Raw genomic sequence first — 15,300 nt, forward strand, 5'->3', positions numbered from 1 at the left:
AACGTATTTTGTTGAACCATTAAAATTAGTGCCCGCCGCCAACCGGTATGGCTACCTCATCGGTATCGTTCACCACATCTTTTTTAATGCGGGTGGTGGCCAGTGCGGCAAGCAGCAGCAATACGCCCGCAAAGCTAATGGCGTTTGCCGGGTTATCGCCAAGCAGGTGTTTGTAAACGTAGCCAAAGCTAAGCGTTTGCAATATCATCGGCACTACTATCATCATATTTATAATGCCCATGTAAACGCCGTAGCGCTCTTTGGGGATGCTGCCCACCACCATAATATAGGGTACACCCATCATGCTGGCCCAGGCAACGCCAAAACCCACCATAGGTGCAAATAAAAGTGTTTTATCGGTAATGTGTACAAAGGTCAACAGTGCCAAACCTGCCATGGTGAGGCAGGCGATGTGTACATATTTGGCGCTGAACTTACGTGCCAGCCACACCAGTGCGAAGGCCGAGCAAAAGGTTACGATATTGTAAAAGCCATTTACTTCTCCTGTTAAAACTACCGCTTGCTCGTACAGTTGCTTATCTCCATCTGGTGTGGTATGGAATACCGATTTGGCTATGCTGAGCGATACGAATTGCCAGTAACAAAACATGGCATACCATTGGAAAAGGTAAACCAGCGCCAGCTTCCACATCACACCGGGCATATCTTTAATAGCCGAGAAAATTTCTTTTGCAGGTTCGAATAACCCACGCTTGTGTGCTTTTAAAACGGCGAGTTCTTCGGCGGTAGGCGGTATCTCGGGCGTGGTTAAAACCGACCATACTACCGAAACAATAGAACAAACCCCACCCACAAAGAACGACCCAAATACCCAATAAGGGATGCCCGATTGACCATCAGCTGTGGTAGTTTCTCCCTTAATAATGCTCTGGAAAAAGCCCAATGACAGGTTAGCCAGTGTAATACCCAAGCCGGTGAAAAAGCTTTGGGTAAGGAAACCCATGGCACGTTGTTTCTCGGGCAGTTTATCCGCAATAAAAGCGCGGTAGGGTTCCATGGCGGTATTGTTGGCAGCATCTAATATCCACAGCAGGCCCGCAGCCATCCAAAGCGTTTTGCTGAAAGGGAAGGCAAACAAACAGAGGCTGCAAAATATAGCGCCTATTAAAAAGAAGGGCTTACGCCTGCCCCAACGCGGGTGCCAGGTTTTATCGCTCAGGGCACCAATAATGGGTTGGATGAGCAGGCCTGTCATCGGTCCCGCCAAATTCAATAGCGGCAGGTCCTCGGGTTTGGCGTGTAAGAAAGTGTAAAGGGGATTAATGGCGCTTTGCTGCAGCCCGAAACTATACTGAATGCCGAAGAAGCCAACATTCATATTGATAATTTGCCAGAAGCTAAGCCTGGGTTTAATAAATGCCATAATAGGGGTATGGTTGGTTTTAATTGGTTGGAACAATATACGAACAGCTTTTACAGGATAAAATATATCGGCATTAAAAAGTATGAATTATCGCAATGGTCAAATTGTGCAGCAAGTCTTTACCGAATAATTAAAAGTGTTTCGGGGAACGCGCGCACAAGCGGAAGAAAGCAGTGTGCAATTTTTGCATGTTGCTAATTCAGATAAATAATTGGCATTTAAATAAGTACATTGGTCATACCAATTTAAGACCAAGTTTATGAAAAAGCTATTCGCGCAAATAAGCTTTTGTGCTGTGACGTTATGCCTTGCGCTTCCCACCACCCACGCCCAACAAGTGGTAAGCAGCAACGATGCTATTGCCAAAAAATGGTGGAAAGAAGCCGTAGTTTACCAGGTTTACCCCCGCAGTTTTATGGATAGCGATGGCGACGGCATTGGCGACCTGAAGGGCATCATCTCTAAACTCGATTACATTAAAAGCCTTGGCGTAAATGTGATATGGCTGAACCCTATTTACAGTTCGCCTAATGATGATAATGGTTACGATGTGAGCGATTACCGCAACATTATGAAGGATTTTGGTACCATGGCCGATTTTGATGACCTGCTTAAAGGCATGCACCAGCGCGGGCTAAAACTGGTGATGGACCTGGTAGTGAACCACAGTAGCGACGAGCACGAATGGTTCAAGCAAAGCCGAAGCTCGCGCAACAGCCCCTACCGCAACTACTACCACTGGTGGAACGCCGAAGACGGCAAGCCGCCTTACCGCTACAGTTTGTTCGATGTGAACCACGATGCCTGGAAATATGATAGCCTCACCAATGCTTATTACCTGCACTACTTTTCGCGCAAACAGCCCGACCTGAACTGGGAGAACCCCAAACTGCGGCAGGAAGTATATGGCATTATGAAGTTTTGGGCAGATAAGGGAATAGATGGTTTCCGGTTAGATGCCTTCCAGTTCGCGGCGAAGGATACTACCTGGCCAATGTTCCCGAAGGGTTTCGAGAAAAACTTTGTTCCTTATTACGCCATGCAGGGCAACTTGCACGGCTACCTGCAGGAAATGAACCGTGAAGTGCTCAGCAAATACGATGTGATGAGCGTTGCTGAAGGCAGCGGCAGCACTTTTGAAGACGGGCATAATTTGGTTGATGCCCGCCGCCGCGAACTGAATATGGCTTACGCCTTTGATGCGGTTGACCTGGCCAAACCCGAAGGCTACAGCGTTTTAAAATTTAAACAAACCTTTACCAAATGGGACAGTGCCTTTGTTGATGATGGCTGGCTATCCATCTTTTTGGCCAATCACGACCAGGCTCGCCTGGTAAACCGGTACGGTAACGATAGCCCCGAGTTCCGCTCAGTATCCGCCAAAATGCTCATGACCTTTTTAATGACCATGCGCGGCACACCCTATTATTATTACGGCGACGAACTGGGCATGACCAACGCCGGCTTCACCAAAATTGAAGATTACCGCGATGTACAAACCCTGAACGAATACCAGCGCCAAAAAAGCATCGGCGGCGACTTACCCGCATACCTCAAACGCATCGGTTTCGAAAGCCGTGACAATGGGCGCACCCCTTTTCAGTGGAACACTAAAGCTAATGGCGGTTTCAGCACGGGCACGCCATGGATAAACGCCAACCCCAATTACAAAACCATTAACGCCGCCGCGCAGGAAAAAGATGCCAACAGTACGCTCAACTACTTCCGCAAAGCGGTAAAGCTGCGTAAAGCCAACGAGGCGTTGATTTATGGGAAGTACACGCTATTGGATGAAGATAACCCCGATGTATATGTCTACACCCGCGAACTAAATGGGAAGAAGCTATTGGTGCTGCTGAACTTTCGCGCTAAGGCGTCTGCCTACAATATTGGTATGGATATAAGCAAAGCTTCGGTTTTATTGAGTAACTATGCTAAGCCATCTGCAAGCGGTACTTTGCAGCCTTATGAGGCGGTGGTTTATGAGGTGAAGTAGCCAAGGCTGTAGACATATACGCTGGTGCGCGCGTGCAGCGCGTTCCATTTAAAGTTGCTATGGGGTATACAAGTCTCTTATCTTAGAGGTTATAGCGGAAATAATATATACTTATAGGGGAACGCGCGGCACGCGCGCACCAACGAAGGTACGGCAAGGCGTTAAGCCTACAAAAAAATTATGCAAATACTTCTTGAAGATATAATCGTTTATACATGGACCGGCAGAAAGCACCTGTATAAACTCAGAGACAATAGCTATGGGCAATGGCTTGTTTTTAAGGATGGTTTACCGGTTTATTACCTTGATGTTTTTGATGAGCTATATGCGGGTCTTGAAGATTCTTTAAGATACGGTGCATTTCGCTATTTAGAAGAAAAATTTAAAAGGTCTAAAGATGGTTATAGTATGGATGCGAATATTAATGGTATATGGTCGTCGACTATTAATGATAAATGGTTCGAATTGGAAATGCTTCCTCTAAGTTTTTTTGAGTACTAAACAGCATGAGCGGAATAACCGATATACAAATCCTCCTGAAAGCCATGACGCCCGAACTGCACGCCGGGGAATATGTGTTTTGCGCTGTGGCTGCTTTGGATGGCATTGCTATGGAAGATATTATCTGCTTTTTTAAAGAGGCAGAAGCGATAACGATCATAGTAAGCAAAACCACCGCCGACACTTTAGACTTGAAGTATGATTACGTGGCTGCGTGGATAACGCTCACGGTACATTCCTCGTTACAGGCAGTTGGTTTGACTGCGGCGTTTTCAGCAGTACTTGCTAAAGCGGGCATTAGCTGTAACGTGATTGCCGGCTATTACCACGACCATATTTTCGTGGCCCATGCAGATGCGGAAAAGGCGATGAAAACGTTATTGGAATTGCAACGGGGGTAAGGAACGCGCGGCACGCGCGCACCAGCCATGAAAATTACTCGTTCCAATAACCTACTCCTTCACCCACTTACTCTTAAACCCCAACTTTTTCAATCCCTTTTGCACATCGGGGTTGCTCATAAATAGTTTCCATAGCAGCCCGCTGCGGTAGTTCTCTATCATTACCACGATCGGCCCCTGGTCTATAGCCAAATGTGTTTTGGCGTACCAGTTGCGCTGTTCGCTGAAGCCATCTGCAAAACCGTATGGCCCCCATATTTTATCCCCCAATTTATAATAAAAATGCCGCAGGGCTTGCATGGAGTATTCGGACGTGTAGGGGAAGGAGGATAGGGCTGCGGTTGGTTGTATTACACCCAGATCTACTTCGGGGCAATGGGCTACGTAGCCTTTATAACTGTCGCCTGCGGTTAAGCCCCAGCACTCGGGGCCGTAGCCTTTGTAGTGTTTTGGGTTTTCGATGCAGTAGGCGCGATTAATGAGGGTATGATTGCGGGTTTGCTCGGCGTAATCGATACCGTTGTCGTCCGTTAGTCCGTTCGGGTCGATGCCCATGTAGGTGTATTGCTCAAAGAAAAGCGGCCCGCCTTTGTCGAAATTGCCCAGCGGCAATACGCTGCCGTAATAGGTTTTGCCATTCTTCCAACTGCTGCTTTTTACCCAGCTGTTTTCGTAAAGCTCTTTAGAGATAGCATGCGTTGGCGATGATGCCGACATGATATAGGTTATCAATGCCTCATCGTACCCGTACACCGGGAAGTTCATGTCAAAGCCATTGCTTGGGCTCCAGTGCCAGTACAAAAACTTGTCGCTGCCGTTGCTGTGCCAGGTCCAGTTGGCAGCATCCCACATTTGCTGCACCCGTTTCTGGAAGTAGCGTTCGGGCAGGCTTTTTCCATTGAAGTATGCCTTGGCCGTAAGCATCCCCATCATCAGGTACGATGTTTCTACAATATCGGCACCGTTATCTACACGGTCGAACGGAATAGTTTTGCCCGTGGCGCCGTTCATAAAATGCGGGTAAATGCCATGGTAGCAATCGGCTTTTATCAGGAAATCGGCAATTTTGATAAGGAGTTTCAGGGCGGTATCGCGCCCTACCCAGCCGCGGTTTACGGCGACTACTGTAGCCATAATGCCCATGCCCGTACCGCCAATGGCGCAGGCCTCGGGGCCGAAGGTATGTTTGCTTAGGTTTGGTTCGTCGTAAGCTTCGTTAATGTAATCCCAATAGTATTCGGCTTTTACCGTGTTATCCCGCTCGCGGGCAAGCCCGCTAACCGGGTGTGCATAATGCCAAAAGAAACGGAAGGTTTGCCGCTGCACCACATCCAGCAACGCCGAGTCGCTAAGTTTGGGGATGATGCCAAAAGGCGCAATAGATGTTTTTTCAGCAACAGCCGCCTTCTTTTTCTGTGCCGAGGCGGTAATAGCCAATAGCACGCAGCAGGCCATTGCGCAGCAAAATATCTTCTTCATGATGTGGGTAGCGGGGCTTGGTTTAAAAGGGCTAAAGTAGCGTTTATAAAACCGAATGCAAATGCCCGTTACTCCCCTTCTTCCTGCAAGCGCTCTTCCTCCAGGTCGAGCCGGTTCTCAATAATGTTTATCACATCATCGTCGTAGTCATCTTTGGCGCGGAAGGTGTGCAGGGCGCAGCGCTCATGTTCGGTTACGGCTATCATCACCTGCTTAAACTCGGCCATCATTTGGTAGGCTTCCTCGCGTTTTTGTTCGTCATCGGGTGTGCCTTCAAATATATCCAGCTTGCATTTCAGCATTTCGTAGCGGCTTTTCAGCATGCGGTTGGCGGCAATTTGGCTTTTGTAATCCTTACCCATTTTGGCTGCGGCCTCTTGGTAAAGTCTTAATTCAATTTCCAATATCTGCTGCTCGTCGGGTTTGGCATCGGGGAGTCCGTAGGGTTTTATCCACCTTATTACAAAGGGCAGTGTAAAACCCTGCACCACAAGGGTGATAATAATGAGCACAAAGGTGATGAACAGTATAAGGTCGCGGTTGGGGAAGGCTTGCCCGTTCAACATGAGGGGAATAGAAAGTGCCGAAGCCAGCGACACCACGCCGCGCATTCCCGCCCAGCCTAATACCACCGGGTTGCGCCAGCCCGGCCTTGCCTGGGCAACGGTAATATACCTGCTGATGAATACCGTAAACACGCCCGAAAACTGTGCAGCAAGCAGGCGAACCACAATAACCACAGCGGTAATTATGAGCGCAATTTTAAAAGCCTCGCCCATGGATATACCGCTAACGCCCTTAATAATATCGGGCAATTGCAAACCGATAAGAAAGAACACCACCGCGTTGAGAATAAACACCACCGACGGCCAAACGGCATTGGCCTTTAGCCGGCTGCTATGGTTGAGCACGTAATGGTTTTTGTAAGATATGAATAAACCGCCGCTCACTACCGCTAATACGCCCGATGAATGCACAGTTTCGGCAGCAAGGTAAATAATGTAGGGTAACACCATCGAAAAGGCAATATCCAGGTTACTATTGGTTGGCAGCCAGCGGTAAATGGCGTAGAGCACCAGCCCTAACAAAAGCCCGATGGCTAAACCTGATATAGTAACCAGCACAAAGCCGCCCACGGCATTATACCAGGTAAAGCTACTGCTAATAATAGCAGCCAAAGCAAAGCGGAATATCACCAAGCTGGAGGCATCGTTCAGCAAGCTTTCGCCCTCGAGGATGGAAACCATGCCTTTGGGAAGTTTTATAAATTGCAATACCGATGTGGCTGCAGCTGCATCGGGCGGGGAAACGATAGCGCCTAATAAAAAGCCCTGCGCTAAAGTAAAACCGGGGATAAGCAAAACGCTTACCCAGGCAACAGCGCCGGCAGTGAGTAGTACAAATCCCAGCGCCAGCACAATAACTATACGCCTCCATTTCCAAAGCGCTTTCCATGAGGTGTTTTGTGCAGCATCATACAAAACGGGAGGGAGGATAACCAGGAAAACCAGGTCGGGGTCGATATGCACTGGCGGGATACCGGGGATGAAACTGATACCCAAACCGGCTATCACCAGGAAAATGGGATATGCAACTTTTAGCTTTTTGGCAAGTACCACTAAAAAAGAAACGCTGAGTATTAGCCCGAGGCAAAGCAATAAAATTTCGTGCATGTGTAGGCGATGTTGATTCGCCTGTAAGATAAAAGTTTATGGGCTGAAAATAAAATAGTGGCCCTTGCGGTGGTTTTTAACCGCAAAGGCCACAAAGAATGCGCGAAGTAACGCAAAGGCAGAGTTGGCTATTTTTTAGAATCTTGATGCAAATTCTTCGGCGAAGGTTTCTAAGCTGATTGCGCTTTTTTGTGCGGGTTTGTGGGCATCAAAATCTTCCCATATAGCGCCGCTGCGTACTGCTGTACCCATCTCTACAAAGTTTTTGCTCATTTCTTCGGGGATGCCCGCCTGTAATAACCCGGCTAAGGCCTGCTCGTCGTTAAATTCTACCCAGGGCAGTTCGGGTTTGCCAATGGCTTGGCCTATGGCTTTGGCGGCACCGGCGGGGGTACTCTCGTCGCTATACAGGTAACGTATGCTTTTGCCCTCGAAGTTGTTTTGTAGTTCTTCAAAAATAACGTCGGCAATATCTTTGGGGTGCACCATTATCAGGCGGGCGTCTGCCGGGTAGTTATTGCCGAGGATACCGGCGTGTTTTATCATATCCACATTGCCGTAAAAGTTGGTGTAAAAGAAAGGCGCACGCACAAATTTGATGTTAACGCCGTCAAGTTTGCTTAGTATACCCTCCACATCGTGTATGCCTTTTATCGGCCCAACGCCTTCGCCAAGGTGCGCGCCAATGCTGCTTAGCTGTACCACCTTTTTAACGTCTGCGTTTTTAATGGCTTGTGCATAGGCCTCACCGGCCTGGTTCATATACGCACGCAGGTTAGTTGCGCCAAAGTTTGGCGGCACCATGGTGTATATGGCATCGGCGCCGCTAAAGGCGGTTGTTAAAAAATCAACATCGGTAATATTACCAATTGCAGGTATAGCGCCAAGGGCTTCTATTTCTGCTGCTTTATCGGCATTGCTGCTTACTACGGTTACGGTGTGCCCTGCGGCTATCAATTTTTGAGTTAGTGGTTTGCTTATGTTCCCGGTTGAACCTTTTACTGTAATTTTCATGGTATTAAATATTTTGTTTTTGTTGATGACAAAGGTATTTTTGTACTTACTTTTTTACAAGTACATACCCCAAAGTAAGTATACCATGACAGCGATAAAAGAAAGCTCGACCATACAGGAGAACAAGCAATTTGCTTTTAACCAATGCCCCGTAACCTATATAATGCAGCGCATAGGCGGGCATTGGAAGCCCATCATTTTATTCCACTTATTAACCGGGAGTAAAAGGTATAACGAATTGAAGCGCGCCATCCCCACCATTACCGAAAAGATGCTAATACAGCACCTGAAGCAGTTAGAGAACGATAACCTGGTAGTGCGGGTGGCCAAGCCCGTAGTGCCGCCTTATGTAACCTACAGCCTCAGCGAATCAGGCGAACGCCTGCGCCCTGTTTTGCATGCCATGGCCAACTGGGCCATTGAAGATGCCGAGGTAAACGCAGGGAATATTTACGCGGATAAACGGATGAGTAATTTTCCGGAGTAATAAGCCTGTTGCAGAAGGGCTCGAATAGCACACTAATTTGTAAAAAATGTTGGAGTGCTTTAAGCCGCGCGCTTGGTTGATATATAATTTAGTATATTAGGTACACTAAATCGCCACAACCATGAAACCCGCAAAGTTGATAGCCCCCATTGTGCTTTGTGTACTCACCCTTGGCTTTTCGCCGCCACCAAAAAACGATAAATGGGAAGTCTTATTCAACGGCAAAGACTTAACCGGCTGGGATACCTACATTGGCCCCGACCTTGACGATAAAGGCAAATTCATCAACCCTAACCCCATCGGTCTCAATACCGACCCTAAGCAGGTTTTCACCGTAATTAAACAAGATGGCGATAAGGTCATCCGCATATCCGGCGAAAAATGGGGAGCTATATCTACCAAAAAAGCGTACAGCAACTACCACCTGCAGCTACAGTTTAAATGGGGCCAGCTTACCTGGGGGCAAAAAAAGGGGCAGAAGATGGATAGCGGGCTACTTTACCATTCGGTTGGTGCCTACGGTGCCGATTATGGCGCCTGGATGCGTTCGCAGGAGTTCCAGATAGAGCAAACCAACTGCGGCGATTATTGGGGCGTTGCCGGCGGCATGGCCGATATACCGGTAATAAAGCGCTACGATAAAGATTACATTTATAACGTTGGCGGTTTAATGAACACCTTTGCCGAGGGCAGCAAAACCGGCCGCCATTGTATAAAAGGTAGCGATGCCGAAAACCCCAAAGGCGAATGGAATACCTTAGACCTTTACTGCAATGGCGACACCAGCATACATGTAATAAACGATAAGGTAATGATGGTTCTGTACCACGGCCGCCAGGCGGATGGCGGTCAAATGAAGCCGCTTACCAAAGGAAAAATTCAGATACAAAGCGAAGGTGCCGAGGTGTTTTATAAAGAGATAATGTTGCAAGCCATCACGCAATTGCCATCAGAACTCATCAGGCAATAGTGTTTTCTTCCGGCTGCCGGCTTTCTACTTTTTCATAGCTGTAATTATGCGGAGGGTAAGGAACTATAAAAGTTTGCTCCACCCTTACCGAACGTTTAAAGTAGGATATCACAATGGCGGCCTTGATAATATCGCGGATCGTGCCCGATACCATATGTTCGCCCACATTGTCGGTTATTGCGCCGATGGAAATGCAGTCGGCAATCGCGAACAGTGCAGCGTAAGCGTAAAAGCCGATGATATATTGGGGTGCGATATCGCGCTTGTTCATCAGCAGAATGAAACAGAAAGCAGCATAAGCTATGAGGAGCACATTGCCCGCGGCCTCGAGGCTGAATAATGTTTTGAAGGCAATATCGTTTACGCCGGCGGTGTGAGTATTCCAGGTCCGCAGGTTAAAGTAATCGCCATCTATCATGGTATAGCCTACTGCAAATGGGGTTAGTGCAAGCCCAAGTGCTACCAGCACCAGCCAGCCACCAATGGGTATAAAGGTTGCCCCCCGTTCAAAAACGATACCACGCGTTTGGGTACGATAAAGTTTTAGCCCTATCAATGCGAGTATGGTTCCGAAACCAACCACAAAGGCCAGCATCCAGTAATTGAACTTAAATGGCAGCTTACTCGCATCGGGCGTGTAGGTAAAACTAAAGCTCAGCTCTTCATCTGCCATGCGCTTGAAATCGGCACGGGCTTCATCCAGCTTATTAACTGCTATAAGATCTTTACGGCTGTTGAAGTTAAAATCGAGCGTAAGCGTATCTGCTAATGCCGATACCTGCGATTTGAAGATATAACTCTCACGGTCAATAGTGGTGCTGGTTTTATCAATATTCCAACCGTTATTCATCACCACGTTTACCTTGTATTCGATATTGGCAGGGAAGTTTAACGATACCGGGAGTTTGGCGTTATTGGCAATATCGGGTAGTTGGTTGTTAATATAAGAGGCAAAAAACGAAGCGTAATAGCGCCCCTGCTCTTCCTTATCGGGCTTAAAATAATTAGGGATGCGGTAATGCTCAATGGTGGTTACCTCGTTATTTTCAGTATCATCCTTCACCGTAACAGAATCTGCTGCGGCCTCTATTTTGGGATATGTTTTGGCGTAATACTCCAGGTAGCTTTTTTCGGTTTCGGCCATACTGCCCGATGCCAGCTTATCGCGTATCCTATCGGCCTCGTTGAGGGTGTAGGTTGATATTACTTCCAGCTGCGCGGTGCCTTTTTCGTCTTCGGGTACTTTAAAATTCTCGGTAAGCAGCATCCTGCCCACTTTAGATGGCGCAATGTTGGTAAGTGCCGTATTACCTGCTTTCAATACTAAGCCTTTAACATAATCCGGGAAGTAAATGTTAGTTCCCGCTCCGCGCTGGTTGGCAATGGTAGCATCAATATAAACGGTTTTGCCGTTCAAAACAGCCTGGCAGGTGGCATGGTCAAAAACGGTAGGCGAGGGGATGTAGTCGCCAAGTGTTTTACCCGCAGTGCTGTTTATGAGTACCATGTGTGCCTCAATATCATTAGCTGTTAAAACTGCGGCCAGCAGCATGGCTTTATCTTTGCAATCGCCATAGCGTTGGTTGTAAACCCGTTCGGGCGTATTGGCGCGGTGCGAATATTCGCCCAGTTCGATACCCATGTACCGCACTTCGTCCTGCACCATTTGCACCGCATTGCGGAAGTATTTTTCTTTATCATTTCCCGCCTCAGCCTTCAGTTTTGCCACACGCGCAGCCAGTTCGCCGTTTAGTTTGGTGGCTATGGGGTTAACGCCCATTGCCCAGTTAATAACTTCCTGCCAGTTGGCATAATCGCTTACCTGTATGTGCTGGTAATTATCGAACCATTCGGGCTGGTTATCGCTGTAGGATGGCACTTTGGTTTGGAGTACATTCCACTCGTAGCATGTAAGCCCGTTTTTTACAGACACGGTTGCCGCCGGCGCGTTGTTGAAAGCTTTAAAATAAAGCTTACGCTGCGGCGAGGCAAACAAAGCTTTGTATAGTTGTGCATAAGGCTGGCCCAATTGCAGGTAAACCTCGTCGGTAAACTTATTGCCGAAGATGGGGTTGCGGCCGGTAATGGTGAATGAGTATTCGATACGGTCGCCTTTGCGGATATCATCCAATATGCAGAAGGCCGAATAGCTGCCCTGGTAAACAAAGCGTGAAAGCTCCTCTTCATCGGCAATTACTTTAAAAGCTTTTGCATTGAGGCGGTTTTGTGGTTTTCCATCGCGCCAAACGGTAATATCGTGTATATCCAACCGCTCGTACGATGGGTCGAACGAGATATTTATTTGCGAGCCGTTTTGTATGCCCGTTGCCGAAACAATTTCGCGCACCACATGGCGGTAGTCGGCTTGTTGCTCAATGTTTATCTGCTGCTCGAACAATTGGTAAAAAAAACCGTTATCAACCTGCCGCAGCGGTATCTTTTTATCAGATAGCTTAATTTGGTTTATCCAATTGGGGCGTGCGGATATATGTACGGCAGGGTTGGCGGCGTTAGCAACAAGGTTGTTGCAAAACAGCAGCAATAAAGCGCCGTAAACGGCAATTAATAAGGGGCTAATTCGTGTACGCATACCAGCCCTGAAAATACTAAAAACCTAAATTATTTACCAATAGTTTAAAAATTATTTTCCTCGCGAAACTTGCAGGATGTATTTCTAACCCGCTTTTAATAAGAGCGGATAAGAGTGAAAAATAAAATGCAGAAAAGGTTGCGCGATGCAAGTAATGTTAAATAAATTTTCATATTTGTTTACACATTTGCCTAAAAATAAAATATGCAGCCAACAAATGCCGATTTAAGCAACTGCGACAAAGAGCCTATACACATCCCCGGTAAGGTTCAGTCGCACGGCTTTTTAATAGTTATTGATAAGCCCGGCGTTGTGCGTTTCCATAGCGATAACCTGGCCGCGTTTATGCCCGATATCCCCGCGAGTATATTAGGCAGCCACATTAATACCGTGGAGCCGTTGATAGGCAAAAACGAACCGCCCGATTTTATAGCGCAACTTATCAACTTCGGTAAGGCTAACGGTTTCGAGCAAACCAATCCCTTTAATACGGATATTAACGGCAAGCCTTTTCACCTCATTGTATCGCCCACGCAGGATTATTATTTGCTGGAGTTTGAGCCCGCACGGTCGGATAGCAATACCGATGTGCAGCGTATGATAGGCCGCTCGATATCAGAGATGCTGGCCGATAAAAACCTGCAAAACCTGCTTAACAACAGCGCCATACAGGTGAAGAACCTTATAGGTTACGATAGGGTGATGATATACCGCTTTGCCGAAGACGGGCACGGCGAGGTAGTTGCAGAAGCCAAAAACGACAACCTGCCCACCTGGCTGGGGCTGCACTACCCGGCATCAGACATACCTAAACAGGCCCGCGACCTCTATAAACTGAACCTGACCCGGCTGATTGCCAATGTGCATACCGAGCCTGCGGCCATAGTGCGCGAAGATAACGGAGACGAAACCCCGCTTGACCTTACGCCCTCGCAACTGCGCGCCGTATCGCCCATCCACATTCAGTATCTGAAGAATATGAAGGTGGATTCGAGTTTCAGTATATCGCTTATCTATAAAAAAGAGCTTTGGGGGCTTATTGCCTGCCATAATTATACCCCGCGCTTTATCGATTTCCGCTCGCGCGAATCGGCAAAGCTTATTGGGCAAATTGTATCGTCGGCACTGGAGTTTAGGCAGGACGAAGAGAACCAGCACCTGCAGGAACGGTATAAAGGCGCGGTTGACCAGCTGAGCCGGCTGATGTTAAAGGATAATGATATCGATTCGGCGCTAACCGCCCATCCCGTAACGCTGCTGAATACTGTTGATGCAGGCGGGGCTGCGCTTTTCTTCGAGAACGGGCTTAAGAAGTTGGGCAAAACCCCGAATGATGAACAACTGAGACAGTTGGCCAGTTGGATAAAAGAGAACGTAAACGAATCGTTATACTACACCAACACCCTCCCGGCAGTATTTGCGGATAGCGAGGCATACAAAAATGTGGCATCGGGGCTGATGGTATTGATACTATCGCGCGAGTTGGGCGAATACGTAATGTGGTTCAAGCCCGAGCAATTGCAAACCATTACCTGGGCCGGCAATCCCGAAAAACCGGTAGAAACAACATCCGACGGAATGCTGCGTATATCGCCGAGAACATCTTTTGAGGAATGGTCGCAGACGGTGGTGGGTACTTCTAAGAACTGGAATGCCGAGGAAGTAAAATCGGCCATACGTTTAAAAAGCGAAATTACCTACGCGCTGAACCAGAAGGCCGGTGCCATACGCCTGCTGAACGAGAAGCTGAAACAGGCCTACGAAGAGCTGGATACCTTTAGCTACACCATTTCGCACGATCTGAAGAACCCCATATCGGCCGTGAAAAGCTATGCGCAAATACTAATGCGCGACCAGGATATGAAGCCTAATGCTATACGCATGCTGGACCGTATCAACGCAGGTGCCGATAAAATGAACGGCATGATACAGGAAGTGCTGGAGTACTCGCGCATAAACCGCTCGGATCTTATCCTTTCGCCCATAGATACCAAAGCCATTATAGACGACCTGGTCGCCGACCTGATAGTTGCCTATAATGCTGATGGTACCAAAATAATAGTAGGCGAAACCCCTGCTATACAAGGCGACAGGGTAATGATATCGCAGGTGTTCGCCAACATCATCAGTAACGCTATCAAGTACTCTATTAAATCCGAACGCCCTGAGGTAAGTATACACGGGGTAGATAACGGGCACGAGGTAACTTACTCCATAACCGATAACGGGCTGGGTATAGATATTAAACAGCTGCCCCGCATATTCGAGCTATTTAAACGGATGGATAACGTGGGCGATATAGAAGGCACCGGCGTTGGACTGGCCATTGTAAAGCGCATTGTTGAGAAACACAACGGCAAAATATGGGTAGACAGCGAACTGGGCCGCGGCACAACTTTTAATATTGCGTTTAGTAAGTAGGCCGGATATTTTATAGCTGCATGCCTTAATTACCCCTTTGTCATCCTGAGCGGTAGCCAAGGATCTATAGCGCCTTGTGCATTACCGCTGTGCTTTGTGGCTATCATTGAATTACGCTCAAAGAAGTTCCCAAACTTCTAAAAACGTATCATTACAGGCGGCTACCTTATCAAAAGCACCACCCACTTTCGCGCCGTCCAAAAATATTTTATCGGTACAGCGTATAGCCCTTGCTATTTAAAAAATTAATATCTACCATTGTGTAGTGTTGACACATAGTCTCTTTTTGTGTTGATAGATAAACCAATAATAAGAACTTGAATTTCATTAAAGTGGTAATTTAACCGCAAAGGGCGCAAAGTTTTCGCAAAGAGCACAAAGCCA

At 47.5% G+C, this 15,300-nt stretch carries 11 protein-coding genes; 6 read left to right on the top strand and 5 right to left on the bottom strand.

All coding sequences use genetic code 11. The annotated features are described in order from the left end of the window. Positions 1–25 precede the first annotated feature (25 nt). Complete coding sequence (locus BC343_RS05495) at positions 26–1,384, bottom strand: MFS transporter (RefSeq protein ID WP_078346783.1); 1,359 nt, start codon at positions 1,382–1,384, stop codon at positions 26–28. A gap of 259 nt (positions 1,385–1,643) precedes the next feature. Between BC343_RS05495 and BC343_RS05500 the strand changes: the two genes are divergently transcribed. From BC343_RS05500 to BC343_RS05510, 3 genes are all read left to right on the top strand, one after another. Next, positions 1,644–3,380 (top strand): glycoside hydrolase family 13 protein, encoded by a 1,737-nt coding sequence (locus BC343_RS05500; protein WP_078346727.1) that lies wholly within the window; start codon positions 1,644–1,646, stop codon positions 3,378–3,380. 180 nt (positions 3,381–3,560) lie between these two features. After that, positions 3,561–3,881, top strand: coding sequence for a hypothetical protein (locus BC343_RS05505; protein ID WP_078346728.1), 321 nt, complete (start codon positions 3,561–3,563; stop codon positions 3,879–3,881). Between the two features lie 5 nt (positions 3,882–3,886). Next, positions 3,887–4,282, top strand: coding sequence for an ACT domain-containing protein (locus BC343_RS05510; RefSeq protein ID WP_078346729.1), 396 nt, complete (start codon positions 3,887–3,889; stop codon positions 4,280–4,282). A 51-nt stretch (positions 4,283–4,333) separates the two neighbouring features. Here BC343_RS05510 and BC343_RS05515 read toward each other — a convergent pair whose 3' ends face one another. The 3 genes from BC343_RS05515 to BC343_RS05525 form a co-directional block, all read right to left on the bottom strand. Continuing rightward, the gene (locus tag BC343_RS05515) at positions 4,334–5,761 is read right to left on the bottom strand and encodes a glucoamylase family protein (protein ID WP_078346730.1); all 1,428 of its coding nucleotides are present in this window, start codon (positions 5,759–5,761) and stop codon (positions 4,334–4,336) included. A gap of 68 nt (positions 5,762–5,829) precedes the next feature. Beyond that, entirely contained in the window at positions 5,830–7,434 is a 1,605-nt protein-coding gene (locus tag BC343_RS05520; RefSeq protein WP_078346731.1) for a Na+/H+ antiporter, read from the bottom strand. Between the two features lie 135 nt (positions 7,435–7,569). Beyond that, positions 7,570–8,448 (bottom strand): NAD(P)H-binding protein, encoded by an 879-nt coding sequence (locus BC343_RS05525; RefSeq protein WP_078346732.1) that lies wholly within the window; start codon positions 8,446–8,448, stop codon positions 7,570–7,572. An 85-nt stretch (positions 8,449–8,533) separates the two neighbouring features. On the opposite strand from BC343_RS05525, the gene BC343_RS05530 reads away from it, so the two are divergent. Continuing rightward, positions 8,534–8,935: a winged helix-turn-helix transcriptional regulator gene (locus tag BC343_RS05530; RefSeq protein ID WP_078346785.1), complete on the top strand. Its 402-nt coding sequence runs from the start codon at positions 8,534–8,536 to the stop codon at positions 8,933–8,935. Between the two features lie 121 nt (positions 8,936–9,056). After that, entirely contained in the window at positions 9,057–9,905 is an 849-nt protein-coding gene (locus BC343_RS05535; RefSeq protein WP_078346733.1) for a 3-keto-disaccharide hydrolase, read from the top strand. Here BC343_RS05535 and BC343_RS05540 read toward each other — a convergent pair. After that, positions 9,895–12,495 carry a DUF3857 domain-containing protein gene (locus tag BC343_RS05540; RefSeq protein WP_078346734.1) on the bottom strand — a complete coding sequence of 867 codons (2,601 nt, stop codon included), beginning with the start codon at positions 12,493–12,495 and terminating at the stop codon, positions 9,895–9,897. The genes BC343_RS05535 and BC343_RS05540 overlap by 11 nt on opposite strands. Before the next feature lie 204 nt (positions 12,496–12,699). On the opposite strand from BC343_RS05540, the gene BC343_RS05545 reads away from it, so the two are divergent. Continuing rightward, positions 12,700–14,916: an ATP-binding protein gene (locus tag BC343_RS05545; protein ID WP_078346735.1), complete on the top strand. Its 2,217-nt coding sequence runs from the start codon at positions 12,700–12,702 to the stop codon at positions 14,914–14,916. Positions 14,917–15,300: the final 384 nt, after the last annotated feature.

The organism is Mucilaginibacter pedocola (assembly GCF_002013915.1).
Taxonomy (GTDB): Bacteria; Bacteroidota; Bacteroidia; order Sphingobacteriales; family Sphingobacteriaceae; genus Mucilaginibacter; species Mucilaginibacter pedocola.

What these genes read in the sequence shown, in the direction of transcription:
- BC343_RS05495 (WP_078346783.1), bottom strand. Translation starts at nt 1,384, where the DNA reads ATGGCATTTATTAAACCCAGGCTTAGCTTCTGGCAAATTATCAATATG.
- BC343_RS05500 (WP_078346727.1), top strand. Translation starts at nt 1,644, where the DNA reads ATGAAAAAGCTATTCGCGCAAATAAGCTTTTGTGCTGTGACGTTATGC.
- BC343_RS05505 (WP_078346728.1), top strand. Translation starts at nt 3,561, where the DNA reads ATGCAAATACTTCTTGAAGATATAATCGTTTATACATGGACCGGCAGA.
- BC343_RS05510 (WP_078346729.1), top strand. Translation starts at nt 3,887, where the DNA reads ATGAGCGGAATAACCGATATACAAATCCTCCTGAAAGCCATGACGCCC.
- BC343_RS05515 (WP_078346730.1), bottom strand. Translation starts at nt 5,761, where the DNA reads ATGAAGAAGATATTTTGCTGCGCAATGGCCTGCTGCGTGCTATTGGCT.
- BC343_RS05520 (WP_078346731.1), bottom strand. Translation starts at nt 7,434, where the DNA reads ATGCACGAAATTTTATTGCTTTGCCTCGGGCTAATACTCAGCGTTTCT.
- BC343_RS05525 (WP_078346732.1), bottom strand. Translation starts at nt 8,448, where the DNA reads ATGAAAATTACAGTAAAAGGTTCAACCGGGAACATAAGCAAACCACTA.
- BC343_RS05530 (WP_078346785.1), top strand. Translation starts at nt 8,534, where the DNA reads ATGACAGCGATAAAAGAAAGCTCGACCATACAGGAGAACAAGCAATTT.
- BC343_RS05535 (WP_078346733.1), top strand. Translation starts at nt 9,057, where the DNA reads ATGAAACCCGCAAAGTTGATAGCCCCCATTGTGCTTTGTGTACTCACC.
- BC343_RS05540 (WP_078346734.1), bottom strand. Translation starts at nt 12,495, where the DNA reads ATGCGTACACGAATTAGCCCCTTATTAATTGCCGTTTACGGCGCTTTA.
- BC343_RS05545 (WP_078346735.1), top strand. Translation starts at nt 12,700, where the DNA reads ATGCAGCCAACAAATGCCGATTTAAGCAACTGCGACAAAGAGCCTATA.